11 protein-coding genes, 1 tRNA gene and 1 pseudogene are annotated in these 17,441 nt (G+C 64.8%); 7 read left to right on the forward strand and 6 right to left on the reverse strand.

The features are described 5' to 3' along the window. The first annotated feature begins 332 nt into the window (after window positions 1–332). Window positions 333–1,610, forward strand: coding sequence for a hypothetical protein (locus tag GGD66_RS21590; protein WP_183258961.1), 1,278 nt, complete (start codon window positions 333–335; stop codon window positions 1,608–1,610). 324 nt (window positions 1,611–1,934) lie between these two features. On the opposite strand, the gene GGD66_RS21595 is transcribed toward GGD66_RS21590, so the two are convergent. Continuing rightward, window positions 1,935–2,023: transfer RNA gene (locus tag GGD66_RS21595), tRNA-Leu, on the reverse strand. A gap of 173 nt (window positions 2,024–2,196) precedes the next feature. Between GGD66_RS21595 and GGD66_RS21600 the strand changes: the two genes are divergently transcribed. After that, entirely contained in the window at window positions 2,197–2,625 is a 429-nt protein-coding gene (locus tag GGD66_RS21600) for a hypothetical protein (RefSeq protein WP_018322089.1), read from the forward strand. 25 nt (window positions 2,626–2,650) lie between these two features. On the opposite strand, the gene GGD66_RS21605 is transcribed toward GGD66_RS21600, so the two are convergent. After that, the gene (locus tag GGD66_RS21605) at window positions 2,651–3,853 is read right to left on the reverse strand and encodes an FAD-dependent monooxygenase (protein WP_092259201.1); all 1,203 of its coding nucleotides are present in this window, start codon (window positions 3,851–3,853) and stop codon (window positions 2,651–2,653) included. 18 nt (window positions 3,854–3,871) lie between these two features. Continuing rightward, complete coding sequence (locus GGD66_RS21610) at window positions 3,872–4,117, reverse strand: zinc-finger domain-containing protein (protein WP_007602543.1); 246 nt, start codon at window positions 4,115–4,117, stop codon at window positions 3,872–3,874. Window positions 4,118–4,425: 308 nt separating this feature from the next. Here GGD66_RS21610 and GGD66_RS21615 point away from each other — a divergent pair, with 308 nt between their 5' ends. From GGD66_RS21615 to GGD66_RS21635, 5 genes are all read left to right on the forward strand, one after another. After that, window positions 4,426–5,562 (forward strand): hypothetical protein, encoded by a 1,137-nt coding sequence (locus tag GGD66_RS21615; RefSeq protein ID WP_183229958.1) that lies wholly within the window; start codon window positions 4,426–4,428, stop codon window positions 5,560–5,562. Window positions 5,563–5,677: 115 nt separating this feature from the next. Then, entirely contained in the window at window positions 5,678–6,433 is a 756-nt protein-coding gene (locus tag GGD66_RS21620) for an alpha/beta fold hydrolase (protein WP_183229956.1), read from the forward strand. 737 nt (window positions 6,434–7,170) lie between these two features. Next, on the forward strand, window positions 7,171–10,710 hold the full coding sequence (locus GGD66_RS21625; protein ID WP_183258962.1) for a DUF5801 repeats-in-toxin domain-containing protein: 3,540 nt from the start codon (window positions 7,171–7,173) through the stop codon (window positions 10,708–10,710). A 290-nt stretch (window positions 10,711–11,000) separates the two neighbouring features. Further along, the gene (locus GGD66_RS21630; protein ID WP_183259146.1) at window positions 11,001–12,704 is read left to right on the forward strand and encodes a type I secretion system permease/ATPase; all 1,704 of its coding nucleotides are present in this window, start codon (window positions 11,001–11,003) and stop codon (window positions 12,702–12,704) included. Continuing rightward, on the forward strand, window positions 12,701–14,011 hold the full coding sequence (locus GGD66_RS21635) for an HlyD family type I secretion periplasmic adaptor subunit (RefSeq protein ID WP_092259205.1): 1,311 nt from the start codon (window positions 12,701–12,703) through the stop codon (window positions 14,009–14,011). The genes GGD66_RS21630 and GGD66_RS21635 overlap by 4 nt, the downstream gene beginning before the upstream one ends. Window positions 14,012–14,524: 513 nt before the next feature. Here the strand turns inward: GGD66_RS21635 and GGD66_RS42440 are convergent. The 3 genes and pseudogenes from GGD66_RS42440 to GGD66_RS21645 form a co-directional block, all read right to left on the reverse strand. Next, window positions 14,525–14,714: pseudogene (locus GGD66_RS42440) on the reverse strand (hypothetical protein); the annotation flags it as partial. Between the two features lie 260 nt (window positions 14,715–14,974). Then, window positions 14,975–15,781, reverse strand: coding sequence for an alpha/beta fold hydrolase (locus tag GGD66_RS21640; RefSeq protein ID WP_183258963.1), 807 nt, complete (start codon window positions 15,779–15,781; stop codon window positions 14,975–14,977). Window positions 15,782–15,935: 154 nt separating this feature from the next. Continuing rightward, window positions 15,936–17,312, reverse strand: a complete 1,377-nt coding sequence (locus GGD66_RS21645; RefSeq protein WP_183258964.1) for a hypothetical protein — start codon at window positions 17,310–17,312, stop codon at window positions 15,936–15,938. Window positions 17,313–17,441 lie beyond the last annotated feature (129 nt).

The following is a 17,441-nucleotide window of genomic DNA, read 5'->3' on the forward strand; positions in this document are numbered from 1 at the left end:
TCCATCGCCCATGCTGCGTTGCACAACCCATGTTTCGGGATGGCTGGCAGGCGGAGGAGGGGCGGACAAGAATTGGTGAGGGGAACCCCCGCGCGAGCCGACCGCGGGTCCTGCTATGGCCCGGAAACCTGTGATTCACCATCCCTCCCTAAAGATCGGCGCCGGGCGAGGCAGGTCGGGCCCGGCGGGATGAAACGGAAACGCCTCCTGTCCACTGTGGCGGCCGATGGATGAGGCGCCGCGCTGGCGCCGAAAGAAAACCAGGCCAAACAAGGTATCCGATTGTGTCTGATGTCACCGGTACAGCACGATGGTTGGAGCCTTCGGCCGACATGACTTCGAGGCGTAACCTCTGGCTTGCCTGCCTGATCGCACTGACCGCGCTTCTGGTGTTCGGCAATCTCGCCAGCGACGTCGGGCTCGATGTGAAATATGGCTGGGACACCCGCGTCAATTGCGCGGCGGTGGATGCCTATGTCGGCGGACTCGATCCCTATTTCGTCAAGAACCTGAAGGGCACCAAGCTCTCTTACCCCTATCTGCCGGTGACGCTGGACGCCTTTCGTCCTTTTTGCGCGGACGGCATTCTGGTCGCTCACTACAAAACCATCTTTCCCGTGCTGGCCGTGCTCTGCGGCCTCATCTTGCCAGGTTTTGGCCGAACGCGCCCGAGCGCTCGCGACGTCGGGCTCAGGGTGCTCTGCGCACTCGGCGCATTCGTCGGTTTCGAATGGGTGCAGGCGTCGGGCAATTTCGCGATCCTGAGCGGCGTGCTGACCGCGATCGCGCTGAGGCTCCTGCTTTCTCCGCCCGCATCCGGAGCGGCAGAGGACCGCAGCTTTCCATCGCGCCTCGCCGGCGCCGCGCTGCTCGGCCTCGTGATGTCGTTCAAGCTGGTGTTCTTTCCCGTGCTGGCCGCGCTGTACTTCCTGCCGCTGCCGCGCGGCCGCAAGCTGATGCTGATCGCGATGGCTGTGTTCAGCTTCGCCTTGCCGATCCTGATATCGTGGCTGGCGTACCCCGATCTGTTCGCGAGCTGGCAGCTTGCGGTGGCCGGAAAGATTCCGGACCAGCACCTCGTCGAGCTGTTCGAGAGCAATCCGTCCCTGCTGCTGCTGGCGCGGGATCTGATGGGCCATGTGGGCCTGATCGACAGCAAGCCGGCGATCTTCGCAGCCTATGCGTTCGCTGCGACCGCACTGGTGCTCGTGCCGTTCGTCCTGTCCGTCCTGCGCTTGATCGGGAGCCGGCCGGCGCACGAAGGAGATTCGCTTCTTGCGCGACTGGATCGCTGGCTGATGGATCACCCCCGTGCAGCCATGCGCATCACGGTGCTGGCCATGTTTGCGCTCTATCTCAGCTCGCCGCGCCTCAAGGAATATGCCTTCTTCGAGCTCGCGCTGTATGCCGCGATCCTGCTGGTCGATCTTCCGGCCAGGGCACTGGCCGCCGCGCTCACCGTCGGTCTCCTGATGCCCTCATTGATCTTCCTGACGGGGAGTTCCTCCGAGGACAATTCCATCCAGCTCTTCAGCGCGCTGATGTTCTTCTGGGTCCTGCTGCTCGACGTCCGTCATGCGGGCCGGGTGCCGGACGCGGTCCAGCTATAGCCGTGGCGGTGGTTGAGCCTGACATCGCCTTGGCGGCACGCTCGATGCTTTCGCGGTCGTGGTCCACGCCGCAATAATCGCTCAGCTCTCCGAGCACTCTGCTGTACGTGTTCCAACAAGCGCTCGATGCGGTGGCGATGCGTCGCCTGCTTTCGGTGAAGCGGCTGCTCGGACACGGAAGAGGGCGATCTTCAGATGCTGAAGCCGCGCAACAAAGCTATTGGGCAGATCGAGACGCCACCGGAGGCGCGTTCGATGATCGCTCAGCTGAAGCGGAGGGCAGACCGCCTTCACCAATGGCCCACGCGGGAGCATCAAATCTCGTGGTGCGGGCAGCCGGGGTCGAACCGGCACAGCGCTTGCGCACCGAGGGATTTTAAGTCCCTTGCGTCTACCAATTCCGCCATGCCCGCTTGATCCAACGAGATCAAACACTTAAGTCCATCCTAGCCGTCTGGAATTGGCGCGTTGCGAGCCCGGAGGGACGGTCCTTCCTTAAGCGAGCCGGGCGCACAAGGCAAAGCCTCAATCCGGACATCTGTTGTTGCTTTAGGCATTCTCAATCCACGGGGACTATTCATTCGGCATGGCTGCTTCGTTTTCCACTTCGCCGCGCGGCTTCGGCGCGCTCTTGGCGCTGCTTGCGGCCGGCGCCGCGTTGTCCGGCTGCGCCGGTATGAGCGAGACGGTCGCGCCGGCCTTTGCCGATCCCGCCAAATACGAATTGTACGACTGCAAGCAGCTGGAGGCCGAACGCAAGACGCTCGCCAAACGCACTGACGATTTGCGGGGGCTGATGGAAAAGGCCGAGACCGGGGCCGGTGGCGCGGTGGTGTCCGAACTCGCCTATCGCAACGACTATGTCGCCGTGCGCGGGTCGGCGCAAATGGCCGAGGACGCCTGGCGCCGCAACAAGTGCCGGGAAACGCCGCCGGAGGCGACCCCGCCTGCCACGCAATTGTCCCCCGCGGCGGCTGCCAAGCCCGCTTCGAAATCCGGGAAAGCGTCACGCTGAGGCGCCGCGCCAGCGGCGCTTCGCATCAGGGCCGCCAGCCGTAGATCCAGTCCTGCCGCGCCAGCATGCGGTCCGGGCCGAGCGCGCGGATCGCAAGATCGCGTGCGGCCGCAAGCGGCCCGCTGAGATGATAGATGCGGCCCTGCTGCCGCGCGGTTCGCTGCACTCGCCGCACCCGCGCCTGACGGGCACGGCCGTATTGCGTCAGCGCAGCACTGATGCCCGCTGTGCTCTCGGCGGCTTCAAAGCTCAGATGCCGGGCGAGCACCGCGGCATCCTCGATCGCCATCCCGGCGCCCTGGGCTGCAAAAGGCAGCATCGCATGCACGGCATCGCCGAGCAGTGCCACCGGACCCTTGCTCCAGGGGCAGCCATCGGGCACGCCGAACAGCGCCCATTTCCGCCAGCTGTCGACCGTGGCCAGCATCATCCGCGCCGAGGCCGGCCACCGCGGCGCGGCGAAGGCCTCCATCACTTCCAGCGGATCGCCGGGCGTGCTCCAGCCCGGCCTGTTCCAGGTGCCCGGAAGCACTGCGACCACGTTGAGCTGGCGGCCGCCCGCGATCGGATAGGCGACGAGATGGGCATTCGGCCCCATCCACAGCTGCACCCGGCGCGCGGTGTAGTCCTTCGGCAGTTGCGTGGCGTCCAGCGTGCCGCGCCAGGCGATCAGCCCGGAGAAGCGCGGCTGCACCTCGGGAAACAGATGCTGGCGGACCGTCGACCAGATGCCGTCGGCGCCGATCAGCGCGCTGGCGAGATCGCTGCGGCGGATCGTGCCGCTGCGGTGGACCACCGTCAGCCCCTTGGCGTGAGGCGCGACGTCTTCGAAGGTCGCGCCCAGCTTCAGGTCGATGTCGGGATGATCGGCAACAGCGCCGGCGAGCGCCGATTGCAGGTCGGCGCGGTGCACCACCCAATAGGGGGCGCCGGCCCGCAGCGACGCTGCTTCACCGAGCGGCATCCGCAGCAGCTCGCCGCCGGCCCGCGCGCTCATGATCGAGACCGCTTCCGGAGTGACGGCGCGCAGCTTGAGGCGCTCAGCGAGGCCGAGCTCGACCAGCACGCGGCTGGCATTGGGGGAGAGTTGCAGGCCGGCGCCGACTTCCTCGAGCCGCTCGGCCTTTTCCAGCACGACGATACGGAAGCCGCGGGCCGCGAGCGCCAGCGCGGCCGTCAGTCCACCGATGCCGGCACCGGCGATGACAATCGTGCGGGAGAGCGCCACCCTGACCGATGGAAGCGGTCAGGCCACCTTGTCCTTCAGGACGCATTCCGGCGGGCGGGCTTCGCCCGCCTTCAGGTCGGCCGCGAAACGGTACAGCGTCGAGCAGTAGGGGCAGATGATCTCGTTGTCGTTGCCGAGGTCGAGGAAGACGTGCGGATGGTCGAACGGAGGGTTGGCGCCCACGCACATGAACTCTTGCGAGCCGATCTCGATGACGGGGACACCGGCATCGTTGTGGAAGTGCGGGACGACATGGTCGGACATCGTAACTCATCCTGGAGTGGCAATGGCGGCAGACACAATCAAGAACTGACGCGGCATCTTTAAGGCGCCGCGGACCATACTGGCGGGTGTGGATGATTGCTAGTCCAGCGGAACCGAAAGGTCCACAATTGCCCCATGCTCATTTGCTCATGCAAATTCGACACAATCTTAAGGCCTGAGAGAAGCCCTTCTTTCGTCGGGGACGTTGTGTCGCAATTTTGGCATACTATGTCTGTGGACGAGCAAATTTGTGCCGAAAGACGAATCATCAGGCGCAAGGGATCCCAGGGACTTCCGGGCTTTTCCACATGAAGTGGCTGCGAATCACCACAGCTTTGACCGGCATCGCGGCGTGCGGCTTCTTGCTCGCGCAGGTAGCGCCGCACGCCCGTGAGGCCGGCGCGATCCTCGCCGCCCAGGATGATCCGGCCGTGCTCTCCGAGCTCAAGCTCGATCAAGTGCTGCGGCAGAACGATCGCCTGGTCCAGGACAACATCGAGGCCGCGCTCGCCGCCGGCGATGCCGATCTCGCCGACAGTTTTGTCGCGCTCGCGCGTGACCGCAACATCGCGCTGCCCGACGACCTCCTGAGCCGCGTCAATGACGCGGTCAAAGCCGAAAGCTCCACCTCGCATTTCGCCAAGCGTTTCGCCACCGGCCTCGTCACCGGAAATGCCGATGATGTCGCGAGCCTCTCGGGGACGGTGGCGGGCGATCTCTTCGTGATCGGCGACATCAGGGACGTGGTGCGCGAGGGCAAGCATCTGGCCATGGGTGAGGACACCGACCGGCTCGTGCTCGGGCTTGCGGCGGCCGGACTTGCGGTGACGGCGGCGACCTATGTGTCCGTCGGTGGCGCGGCGCCGGTGCGCGCCGGACTGACGCTGGTGAAGGACGCGCGCAAAGTCGGGCGGCTCGGCGAGGGACTCGCGGTCTGGGCTGGCCGTTCCGCGCGTGAGGTCGTCGACACGCCGGCGCTGCGGAATGCGGTGGTATCAGGTTCGGTGCTGCGGCCGCGCGAGACCGTCAGCGCGATCAAGGCCGCGTTCCGTGCCGAGAAGGCCGGTGCGCTGGTCCGGCTCGGCAAGGACGTCACGCGCGTCGCCGAGAAGACCGGCACGCGCGGGGCGATGGATACGCTGCGCATCGCCGAAGGCCCGAAGGATGTCGCACGCGCGGCGCGGCTTGCCGAAGCGCAAGGCAGCAAGACGCGCGCGATCATGAAGCTGCTCGGCCGGGGCGCGCTGCTGCTGATCGGCGGCGCGTTCAATCTGGCGCTCTGGCTGTTCAGTGCGGCACTGACGCTGTTCGGCCTTCTCTCCTCCATCAAGGCGACCACCGAGCGCCTCACCCAGGCCTGGTGCGATCGCAAACGGGCGCGGCGGCTGCGCCGTGCCCAGATCGCAGCCGAAGCTGCCCTGGCCAACGCGGCCGTCACGGCCTGAGGCGCGCGGCGCTTCAGGCTATTGTTTGAGCATGATGTTGCCGGAAAACCGCTGCACAGTTTTCCGGATCATGCTCTAAGATCAACCATTCCCCTCCAGACCCGCGGAACTGCAGATGCCGAGCTTTCACAACGGCGCCGTTGAAATTGCCTATCTCGATGAAGGCGAGGGCGATCCGATCATCCTGGTGCACGGCTTTGCCTCGAGCAAGAACGTGAACTGGGTCTATCCGACCTGGGTCTCGGAGCTGCGCAAGAACGGCCGCCGCGTGATTGCGCTCGACAATCGCGGCCATGGCGAAAGCGCAAAGCTCTACGAGCCCGCGCAATACTCGATCCCGACCATGGCCGGCGACGTGCTTGCGCTGATGGATCATCTCGCCATCCCGCAGGCCGACATCATGGGCTATTCGATGGGCGGTCGGATGGCGGCATGGCTGTCCCTCAACGAGCCGCAGCGCCTGCGCTCGGCGATCCTCGGCGGCATCGGCATCGGCGGCCTGATCGAGGGCACCGGTCCCGGCGAGAACGTCGCCAAGGCGCTGGAGGCGCCCTCGCTGGATGACGTCACCGATCCCGTCGGCCGCACCTTCCGTGCGTTCGCCGACCAGACTCGCTCCGATCACCGTGCGCTCGCCGCCTGCCTGCGCGGCACGCGCGATCTCATGACGAAGGACGAGGCCGCGCGCATCGACTTGCCGGTGCTGATTGCGGTCGGCTCGACCGACGACGTCGCAGGAAGTGCCAGCGCGCTCGGTGCCATCATCCCCGGCTCAGAAGTGCTCGACATTCCGAACCGCGACCACATGCGCGCGGTCGGCGACAAGGTCTACAAGACCGGCGTGCTCGATTTTCTGTCACGCCGCGGCTGAGGCAATGTTGGCTGAGGGGATGACGTTGTTGCCCAACTATCCTATGCGCAGAGATCTGGAGTCCGCCAAGGGCGCTGACGAGACGTCAGCTCGAAGCGGGTAGGAACGTCAGCAAAGGGCACTAACGGACATTTATCTCGAGCGTTAGTCCAACGAACTGTACGCGAGTGCTGCGCAAGATGGCCGCAAGGCCTGAAGATCATCAAGAGAGCCGCGAGATCTCCTCGCACGAACGCGAGCGACATTGCGCCGCTATTTACATTTGTTAATAATTGGTTTAAATTTTTACTTTCGTCGAGATTTAATACTCGACAGGAATCGAGATTGCGAGCCCACACGCACTTGAACAGAGTTGGCCCTGATTGATTGAGAGGGCTTCAGAGTAACGTTCATTGTTTGGGGAGGCGGCCATGTTTGTGCACGCTGCTTGCTTCAGGAAATATCCAATCAGCAGGGTGTGATCGCCGCTCGGGGCGGCGCACGCTTCCGACCGTTTTGCATGTTTTGCAAGTTCGTTCTCTCACTTGGCAGAGAGACGAAGCGGTCTTGCTTTGTCGTGTGATGCGTGCGTTGCCTCCCGGGTGGCGGGAAATTCTTCGATGAAAGAGAAAGAAGGAGCCTGTGATCGGCTTGCCGCCGATGATGCCGGCGTTGTCGAAACTCGCGATACGCCGAAGAGCTGACGCAGGAATTTCTGATGTGCAAGCCTACCATTATTCTCTTGTAGGAGGTTTCTCATGGCACTCTCAGTCACTCTTACCGGCACAACCGTTATTCTCGACGAAACCGCTGATCTGCAGAACGACGACACCAACACGACGCTCCCGAGCGCGTTTTCAAGTCGGCTGACGGCACTGGGCGCTCCGGCCACGGAGATCAACCACGCGGTCAGCAGCGGCGACGTTATCACCATCAGCGGCGTCACGGGCGCGATCGGCAACCTCGCCTTCACCGATTCGACTGGCGGCGCGCTCGACGGTGACACGAGCGGTCTCTTCACCAATGACGGCGAGGAGGTCTTCCTTTGGGCGGACCCCACGAACGACAACATCGTGGTCGGCAAGACGGCTGCGGGTGTCATCGTCTTCGCGGTCTATCTCGAGCAGACCGCGACCGGTGCCAAGATCTGGAGCGTTCAATACGAGGCGCTGCAGCATCTGGATGGCACCAACCCCGATGACTCCCTCGACCTCGGCAGCCATCTCAAGGTCGCGGTCAGCGAGCAGATCAATTTCGGCTTCGCCGGAGCGCCGTCCGGCAGCAATCTCTTCATGACCTTCGGTGATCCGAACTCCACCCAGATCGTGGTGATTGGCAAGAACCCGCTCAATCAATCCGAGGGCGGGAACATCACGACCAAGGACGTGCTCAATATCAGCCAGGCCGGCAGCACCACCTCGTTCGGCGTCAACGGCAACCAGATCAACGCTGGTGAGGGGGCGTACATCACCTATGTCACGGGCACGAACACGAACTTCCTGGTGCCGAACCTCGATCAGAACGAGGCCGACGTCGAAGCCAACATCGCCTTCCAGAACGTCTTCAACGCGACCGGCGGCTCCTTCACCGTCAACCAGACCAATCCGGGCATCGGCCCCGTCACCGTCAAGATTACGGCCTTCAGCACCGCCGCGGAGACGGGGGTGAATTTCGTCGACGGGCTCAGCAACGACACGCAGATCGCGATCACATCGGCCTCCTTCATCAACGTCGTCAAAAAATCAGGCAATACGCAATATACTCCGGCCGCTACCGTAAACGCCGACGGCACATTGACGGTCACCGGCCTGAGCAGCGGCGACACGGTGCAGTGGACAACGAGCGCAACCCATAACCGCGTCCTGATCGAAAACATCAGCAACGCGGATACCAATCCAGACAACGACAACAACACCTTCGATATCGGCGGCTTCAGCCTTGTCAGCTCCAACGCCGCGAGCGCCGTGGTCGGCACGGCCATCCACTTCGAGGATGACGGCCCGACGGCGGGGATCGTGCAGGGCGCGCCGACCGTGGCGCATGACGAGACCGCGGGCAATCAGGGCGATGCCGATGACACCATCGCGGCGGGCGTGGTGGCGCTGTTTGCGGGCGTAGCCAACGTCAGCAGCGACCTCAGCCCGACCGGTTACGCGCAGGATGCGACCGCTGTCGTGAGCGCGACCGGAAGCTCGTATGGCACCGACTCGTTCGGCGGGACGACGGCCTTCTCGCTGGCGGTATCCGCCGCAGGGGTGGATTCCGGCCTCGACACCACCAACGGCACCAGCATCTTCCTGTTCAAGGAAGGCAACCTGGTGGTCGGCCGCATCGGCGGTGAGACCGGCGCCGCGGCCTTCGCGGTGGCAATCAACAGCTCGACCGGCGTCGTGAGCGTGGCGCAATATGCCTCGCTGAAGCATCCGACCGGCGGCGCCAGCTACGATGAGGCGATCAACATCACCGACAGTGCGCTGCTGGCAGTGGTGACGGTGACCGACGGCGACGGCGACACGAAGACGAGTTCGACCGGCATCGGCGATGCCGTGCAGTTCCAGGACGACGGACCGACAGCGGGAATCGCGCAGGGCACGGCGACGGTAGCGCATGACGAGACTGCGGGGGTCGACGCGGATGCCGACGACACAACTGCGGCAGGTGTTGTCGCCTTGTTCGCTGGCGTCGCCAATAAAAGCACCGATCTCAGCCCCGGCTACGCACAGGATGCCACCCCCGTCGTGAGCGCGACCGGCAGCTCTGCGGGTGCCGATAACGAGGGCGCGACGACGGCGTTCTCGCTGGCGGTGTCCGCCGCAGGCGTGGATTCCGGCCTCGACACGACCGGCGGCGCCAGCATCTTCCTGTTCAAGGAAGGCAGCCTGGTGGTCGGCCGCATCGGCAGTTCCGCCGGAGCCGCGGCCTTCGCGGTGGCGATCGACGGCACGAGCGGTGTCGTCAGCGTGGCGCAATATGCCTCGCTGAAGCATCCGACCGGCGGTGCCAGCTACGATGAGGCGATCAACATCACCGAGAGCGCGCTGCTGGCGGTGGTGACGGTTACCGACGGTGACGGCGACACGGCGACGAGCTCGACCGGCATCGGCGATGCCGTGCAGTTCCAGGACGACGGGCCGACCATCGGGCCCATCGCCGATGGGCAGGTGGACTTTGCTGCCGGCGCCAGCGTAACCAAGACGCTCAACGCAGCGGGCGGAGTGGACGACCCGGCGACGTACAGTATCACCAGCTCGCCGGCGAGCCTGACGATCCTGGATGGCACGGTCTCGCAGACAACGCTGCTCCGGGCCCTCACGGACAGCAATACTGTCGCCACCTACTACAAGGACGTAGATGGCAGCACCACACACACCGCGGGCGACATCGATTTCTTCAAGCTGACCGTGTCCGGCGGCAACTACACTTTCGATGTCCTGCAGAATCCTCCGCCCGCGGAGGTCAGCTTCAGCTTTGCCGGAGCGCCCTCCGGCAGCAATCTCTTCATGACCTTCGGCGATCCTGCCTCGACCCAGATCGTGGTGGTTGGAGAGAATCCGCTGAACCAGTCCCAGGGCGGCAACATCACGACCAAGGACGTGCTCAACATCAGCCAGGCCGGCAGCACCACGTCGTTCGGTGTCAACGGCAACCAGCTCAATGACAGCGCCAATTATCCCACTGAAGGCGCGTACATCACCTACGTGACTGGCGCGAACACGAACTTCCTCGTGCCGAATCTGGACCAGAACGAGGCCGATGTCGAAGCCAACATCGACTTCCAGGCCCTGTTCAATGCGACGTCGGCGTCCTTTACCGTCAACCAGACGAACCCGGGCGTCGGACCCGTCACCGTCAAGATCACGGCCTTCAGCACCGCCTACGAGCCGGGGGCGGGGTTCGTCGACGGGCTCACCAACGACACGCACGTCAACATCACGTCGTTCTCGATCACCGACTTCGTCGTCAAAACAGGCAACTTGCAGTTTACACCGCAAGCGACGATCGACGGCGACGGCAATCTGATCATCACCGGGCTGAGCACCGGCGACAAGGTGCAGTGGACGACGAGCGGAACGACCCACGACCGCGTGCTGATCGAAAACATCAGCGCCCATGATGGCATCGATGGCAACGACAACAACACGTTCGACATCGGCGGGTTCAGCCTGATCCAGTCGCAGCCGGCGCCCGACGAGAAGCTCGACTTCACCGTGCAGATCGCTGATGCCGACGGGGATACGGCTTCCAGCAGTTTCTCGGTCGGGATTGACGGAAACCACAACGGCGTCATCACGATCTGAATCGCAAGCCGCCGGCTGCACGCCGCTTTGGCGCGCAGCCGGCACCTGTTCGGTCGCACGGGGCTGGAGTAGATTCGATGCCGGATAGTGTCACCGCCTGGTGCGGCCATCTCTCCCGGTCTGCTGCCGCCTGGTGTGGCCAGGTCCTCGGTTATCCAGAGGAGCTGGCGAGCTTCACCATCCGCGTCGGCCTGTTGGCCGTGGCGGCCTTCATTTTCATCAGGCTGGTCTGGAAGCGGCGGCGCGCGGCGGCAGCTGCGCGACCCGACGAGCCACCTCACGCGCATCAAATGTCCTCACCCCTTCAGGCCTGTCGCGGGGTGTTGGTCGGGCTCGGCCTGATCACCGCCATGTTGAACGTGCTGTACCTGACCGGTTCGTTCTTCATGCTCGAAGTCTATGACCGCGTGGTGCCGAGCCGCAGCGTGCCGACGCTGATCGGCCTCGCCGCGCTGGTCGGCGCGCTCTATTCGTTCCAGGCATTCCTCGACATTCTGCGCGGGCGCATCCTCGTCCGCATCGGCGAGTGGCTCGACCGCGCATTCTCGGCGCGCGCCTACGACGTCGTCGCGCGCTGGCCGCTGCGGGTGCGCGCCAGCGGCGACGGGTTGCAGCCGGTGCGCGATCTCGACCAGGTGCGCAGCTATCTCTCCGGGCTCGGCCCGACCGCGCTGTTCGACCTGCCCTGGATCCCGTTTTACCTCGCGATCTGCTTCATGTTTCATCCGCTGCTCGGGCTCACGGCATCGATCGGCTCGGTGATGCTCGTGTCCCTGACCCTTCTCACCGACCGCTTGACGCGTGCGCGCACGAAGGAAGTCACCGGCCAGATCGCGCAACGCAACGCTCTCGCCGAGGCGAGCCGCCGGAATGCCGAGGTATTGCAGGCCATGGGCATGCGCGGGCGGCTCGCCGCGCGCTGGGCGGACGTCAATGACAGCTACATGTTCACCCAGCGGCGCGCCGCCGACATCGCCGGCGGCTTCGGCTCCGCCTCCAAGGTGCTGCGCATGGTGCTGCAGTCGGCGGTGCTGGCCGTCGGCGGCTATCTCGTCATCATCCAGGAGGCGACCGCGGGAATCATCATTGCCGGCGCCATTCTCACCTCGCGCGCGCTCGCGCCGGTCGAGCTCGCCATCGCCCACTGGAAGAGCCTGATCGCGGCCCGGGAGAGCTGGAAACGTCTGCAGCAGCAATGGGCGCAACTCCCGGCCGAGGAGGAGAAGACGCCGTTGCCGCCGCCGTGCAAGACCCTCGCCGTCGAGGCTGTCTCCGTGGCGCCGCCGGGCGAGCAGACCGCCGTCGTGCTGGAAGCATCCTTCGCGTTGAACCCGGGGCAGGGGGTTGGCATCGTCGGCCCGAGCGCATCGGGCAAGTCGTCGCTGGTGCGTGCCATCGTCGGTGTGTGGGGGGCGGCGCGCGGCAAGGTGCGGCTCGACGGCGCCGCGCTCGACCAATGGGGCTCCGAGGCGCTCGGCCGCCACATCGGCTATCTGCCGCAGGACGTCGAGCTGTTCGCCGGCACGGTGGCGCAGAATATCAACCGCTTCGAACCCGTTCCCGATGCGGAGGCGATGATCGCCGCCGCGAACGCCGCCGGTGTGCACCAGATGGTGCTGCGCTTGCCGAAAGGCTACGACACGCCGATCGGCGAAGGCGGCGCGGCGCTCTCTGCCGGGCAGCGGCAGCGCATTGCGCTCGCCCGTGCCCTTTACCGCGAACCCTTCCTGGTGGTGCTCGACGAGCCCAACTCCAATCTCGACTCCGACGGCGACCAGGCCCTGACGCAGGCCATCCACGGCGTGCGTGCGCGGGGCGGCATTGTCATCGTCGTCGCGCATCGCACCAGTGCGCTCGCTGGCGTGGACCAATTGATCGTGATGGCCGAGGGGCGCGTGCAGGCGTTCGGGCCCAAGGACGCGCTGCTGGCCAAGATGATGCAGCCGCGGCCGGCAGTGCCGCTTAAGGTCGTAACCGAGGGAGCGAGCCTTTGAACCGCGAGCCGGTGAACCAGGTTCCGCACGCGATCCGCCAGCACCTGCGCGCCGGCCTGGTGGGCGTCATCATTCTTGCCGGGGGCGCCGGCGGCTGGGCCGCGACCACGGAACTGGCTGGCGCCGTCGTCGGCTCCGGCACGCTGGTGGTCGACAGCTACACCAAGAAGGTGCAGCATCCGACTGGCGGCGTGGTCGGTGAACTCAACGTTCGCGAGGGTGCGCGGGTGACGGCTGGCGACGTGATCGTGCGCCTCGACGAGACGGTGACGCGGGCCAATCTCCTGATCGTCGTCAAGAGTCTCGACGAACAGGCGGCGCGCCGGGCGCGGCTCGAGGCTGAGCGCGACGGCCAGGACCGGCTCGAATTTCCCGCCGACCTCATTGATCGTGCCGCCGATCCCGACGTCGATCGACTGATCGTGGGCGAGCGCAAGCTGTTCGAGTTGCGCCGCGCCGCCCGCACCGGCAAGAAGGCGCAGCTCAGCGAGCGCATCGGCCAGCTCCGGGAGCAGATCCGCGGGCTCGACGAGCAGATCCAGGCGAAAGACCGCGAAACCACCTTCATCGACCAGGAGCTTCTGGGCGTGCGCGACCTGTGGCGAAAGAATCTGGTACAGATCACGCGCCTGACAACGCTCGAGCGCGACGCGGTGCGCCTGCATGGCGAACGTGGCGCTCTGGTCGCGGCCATCGCCGAAGTCAGGGGCCGGATCACCGAGACCACGCTGCAAATCATGCAGATCGATCAGGATCTGCGCACCGAAGTCGGAAAGGATCTCGCCGAGATCCGCGCCAAGACCTCGGAGCTGGTCGAGAAACGCGTTGCCGCCGAGGACCAGCTCAAACGCATCGATATTCGCGCGCCGCAGGACGGCACCGTGCATCAGCTGGCGCTGCACACCATCGGCGGCGTCATCAGCCCCGGCGAGCAGATCATGCTTATCGTCCCCACGCACGACGCGCTCGTCGTGGAGGTGCGGATTCCCCCACATGAGATCGATCGTCTGTCGGTCGGCCAGCCGGTGCTGTTACGCTTTACGGCCTTCAACCAGCGCACCACACCCCAACTCAACGGCGAAGTGAGCCAGGTGTCCGCTGACGTGGCGGTCGACCAAAAGAGCACGACGAGCTTCTATGTAGCACGCATCGCAGTTCCCGAGGCGGAGATCGCCCGCCTGGGCGACCTGAAGCTGATCGCCGGCATGCCGGTCGAAGCCTTCATTCAGACCGACCAGCGCACGGTGATGTCGTACCTCGTCAAGCCGCTCTCCGATCAGTTGATGCGCGCCTGGCGCGAGCGCTAAGCTGCGACCTCCCCTAAAGTGAAGGCAATCTCTTGTTAAGGGCGGCTATCACCGGATTCAGTTGCGCGGGTTCTTTGCCGACGCGGATAGGCTGTTGAACGCCAAGTCAGTTCTGGCTGTTCCTTTTCGACGAAGCGATCGCTGCTCGACGAAACCAAGTGCGATGGCCGAAGATGCGGTCATCGTCTGCGGCTGCGGTTGCACGAAGACCATTAGAGGGCCCGTAGGTCATCGCGTATTGGGTCTATCGGATGCCAATATGCAAGCTGGTGCCTCTCCGAGGCTCACGGTCCTTCCGCGCGATCGCGAAATACCCCATCTATGGTTCCGGGACCCGCGATCCTCGCTCTCGCGCGGCCTGGGCGGTCAGGATTGCACTCGGATGAGCACCGCTATAAGTGCGGCAGCCAAGATCGCTAGCCATATCGACGAGACGATCATGGAGGCGAAGTGCCAATCTACGTCACGGCGCCTGGGCTGCATTGTGTCTCCTTCCGCAGGCCGCGCGTCGGCTCAGCGGCCTCTATCGCCCTTCCCGTTGGGGCTGCCATCGCGGCCGCCGTTGCGCCGGCCATTGTTGCCATGGTGCTGATGGTCATGGTGGACCGCCCCCCGCGCCAGACTGTGCAATCGCGTTGGACGTGAGGGACGTTGATAGCAAAAGGGTGATGGTCGGCGGCGTCACGGCGGCGAACTTTCCGCAGGTCCCGTCGGCCGTCGTCCTGGTCTGGCATGGTCATTTCTCTCGAAAGGTATTAAATAATATTAAATAAATTAAATCAATTAAATTTTGTTCCTACGAGCAGGCGGGAATTCCGGCGCCGGCGGCGGCCGGGGTGATGACCTTTCAGCATCCCGGAGGTCGCTAAGGGCGGTTCTGGGACGTCAGCAAAGGCCAAACTGCGGACATCGATGCCGTACCCTCGAAAACCAGGGCGGCGAAGCTCGCGTGCAAGTAGCGATCTAACGGGGCTCTGACGACGTGGCCGGCCTAGCCTCCTCGAAAAACGCCTTCAGTTCTGCTGCCATCACGGCCGGATCCACCACGTGGCCCTGACCGGTGAGCACCTTTCGCCGGGCCCGGGGGATCGCGTCCGCGAGCGCGTCGGCCGCACCTTCGAACGGGGGGATGCCGCCGCCCGTGGCAACCAGCACCGGCTGGTGAAGGCGCGCGAAACGTTCCAACGGGGCTTGGCGCGTCCCCAGCACGGCAGCGTCGTAGGCCAACGTATGCGCTATTCGCTCGAGACTCGGCCAGACCGGATGCGCGCGAGCGCCGGCGATCTCTTCAGCCGAACTTCCGGCGAGCTCCATGAACAGTGCTACGGCATCGCCGCGCCGCCCCGCCGACAGTCGTCTGTCGAGCTCGGCCACATAGGCCCGCTGCTGTTGCGGCGTCTCCGGCGCGAGGTCGTAGGGCACTTCATAGACTGCGACCGCATCGATGGACCGCAATGTGGCAGCCGTCTCGAGGGCCAGGGCGCCGCCGGTCGACACGCCGTAGAGCGCAGCACGGCCGCCCCCCGCCGCGTCGATGAGCGCGGCGATGTCCTCGATCTCGCGGGCAACTGAATATTCGCGCCCGTCACCACTCTCGCCGCGACCGCGCCGCGCATAATTTACCACGCGAAACCAACGGCTGAGTTCTGTTGCAAGTCGCGCGTTCTCGCTGCCGTCATCGAGCGAGCCGGTGGTAAGGATGACCGCCGGACCGCTGCCGTCGATGGAGTAGGCAATCTGGGTGCCGTCTGCGGACGTGACATAGGGCATGCTAGCTCTCCTTGGACGGGGTTTTGCGGACACGTTTCTCGGGCAAGGCGAAGCGCAGCCGAAGATAAAAGCGAGGTGATCCAGGCTGTCGAGCGCGGCGGGCATGCCGTCCATCGCCTTGGTTACGCAAGCGGACTAGATAAGCCCGGGCCATCTAGGAGTGGCGATGATCCGGCCTGGACGGATCAGTTTCGCCAAACCGCCGCGCCAGTGCCGTCAGCACCACGAATGTCGCGACCCACACCATCCGCGCGCCGTAGCGGTCGTGCGGGCCTGAGATGACGGCGCAGATGAAGGCGTTGCCGAGCAGCGCCAGCGTCACGGTCGCCGCCAGCAGCGTCAAATCGTCCAGCCGGCGGTTCGCGAGCGCATGGCCGAGCAGCGCGACCAGCGCCAGCATCGAGGCCAGCGCCACCGGCACGTGCAGCCGGTTGATGGCGGTGAAGTCGAGCTGCCAATTCTGCTGCCGCGCCGCGCGCATCGGCCCGGCCTGCGCGGGGACGTAGCGTTCGATGATGCCGCGGGTGTGCGGGATCCAGCCATTGGTGCCTTCGCCGGTCGCGACATGCAGCAATTGCTGGCCCATCGCCCGCAGCGCCGCGCCGGCCTGCCAGGCCGGATAATCCTTCAGCGACTGCACGACGATGTAACCCATCTCCTCGTTCATGCCTTCAAAGCGGCCGAGCGCGTTGAACATGCTCTTGCCCCACAGGAACTCATCTGCCGTCGCCGGCAGTTCGTTGCGATAGGGACACAGCTTGTAGCGCTCGCGGGGGCAATGGTCGTCGAGGTAGCGCGCGACGATGCCGTCCTGCATCATGCGGCCGAAGGCGACGCCATAACCGCCGGGCGTCCAGGCCAGCTTGCCGGACAGCGCATAATTCGCCGAGACCAGCATCACCCCGCCCGCAACGATGGTGAGGCTGGCCTGCGCCAATCCGGCCAGCGGAAGGCGCTCCTTGAGAAACGGCCGTACCATCCAGCCCGCGACGCAAAGACCGAGCAGCACGCCGAGCGTGGCGCTGTGGGTGGCGGCGGCAAAGGCGGTGAAGACGAACAGCGAGATTTTCTCGAGCACCGAGGTTCGGCTGGCGCCGACGACCAGCAGGAACAGCGACAGCACCGAGAGTCCTGCAAAGATGTCGGTGAGCAGCATGCTCGCAAGCCAGGGCAGCGCGGTCGACAGGATCAGGCCAAGGCTGATCGCGACGAAGCGGACAGTTTGCATCATCGAGAGCACGCGCAGGGTGAGCTGCAACAGCCACAGCGTTGCCAGCGACTGGACCGCGAGGTTGATCCAGAAGCCAAAACTCTCGCCAAAGTGCAGATAGAGGCCGAACACCGTGGAGCGGCTGGGGACGAGATAGCCCTCGTACCAGCGCGCCAGATAGCCGCCGGTATCCCATTGCAACAGCGGGTAGCCGTTCCAGAACGCCGGCACGATCATCAGGAGGGGCAGGGCGACCGCCGCCAGACGCAGCCAAAGCGTATCCGCGGCGCGTGCGCGCAATTGATCGGTGGTGATGCTCAAATCTGTTCCCCGTCCTCGCCCCGAACCATGCTCGCAATAAGGGTCGGGAGAGAATTCACCAATAGTTTTGACGCCGCCCGACTTGAATTTGGCAAAACTCTGACCACTTTGAGCCGACCTTGCTGCTTG

Origin of the sequence: Bradyrhizobium sp. CIR48, from assembly GCF_014198315.1 — a bacterium.
Lineage (GTDB): Bacteria > Pseudomonadota > Alphaproteobacteria > Rhizobiales > Xanthobacteraceae > Bradyrhizobium.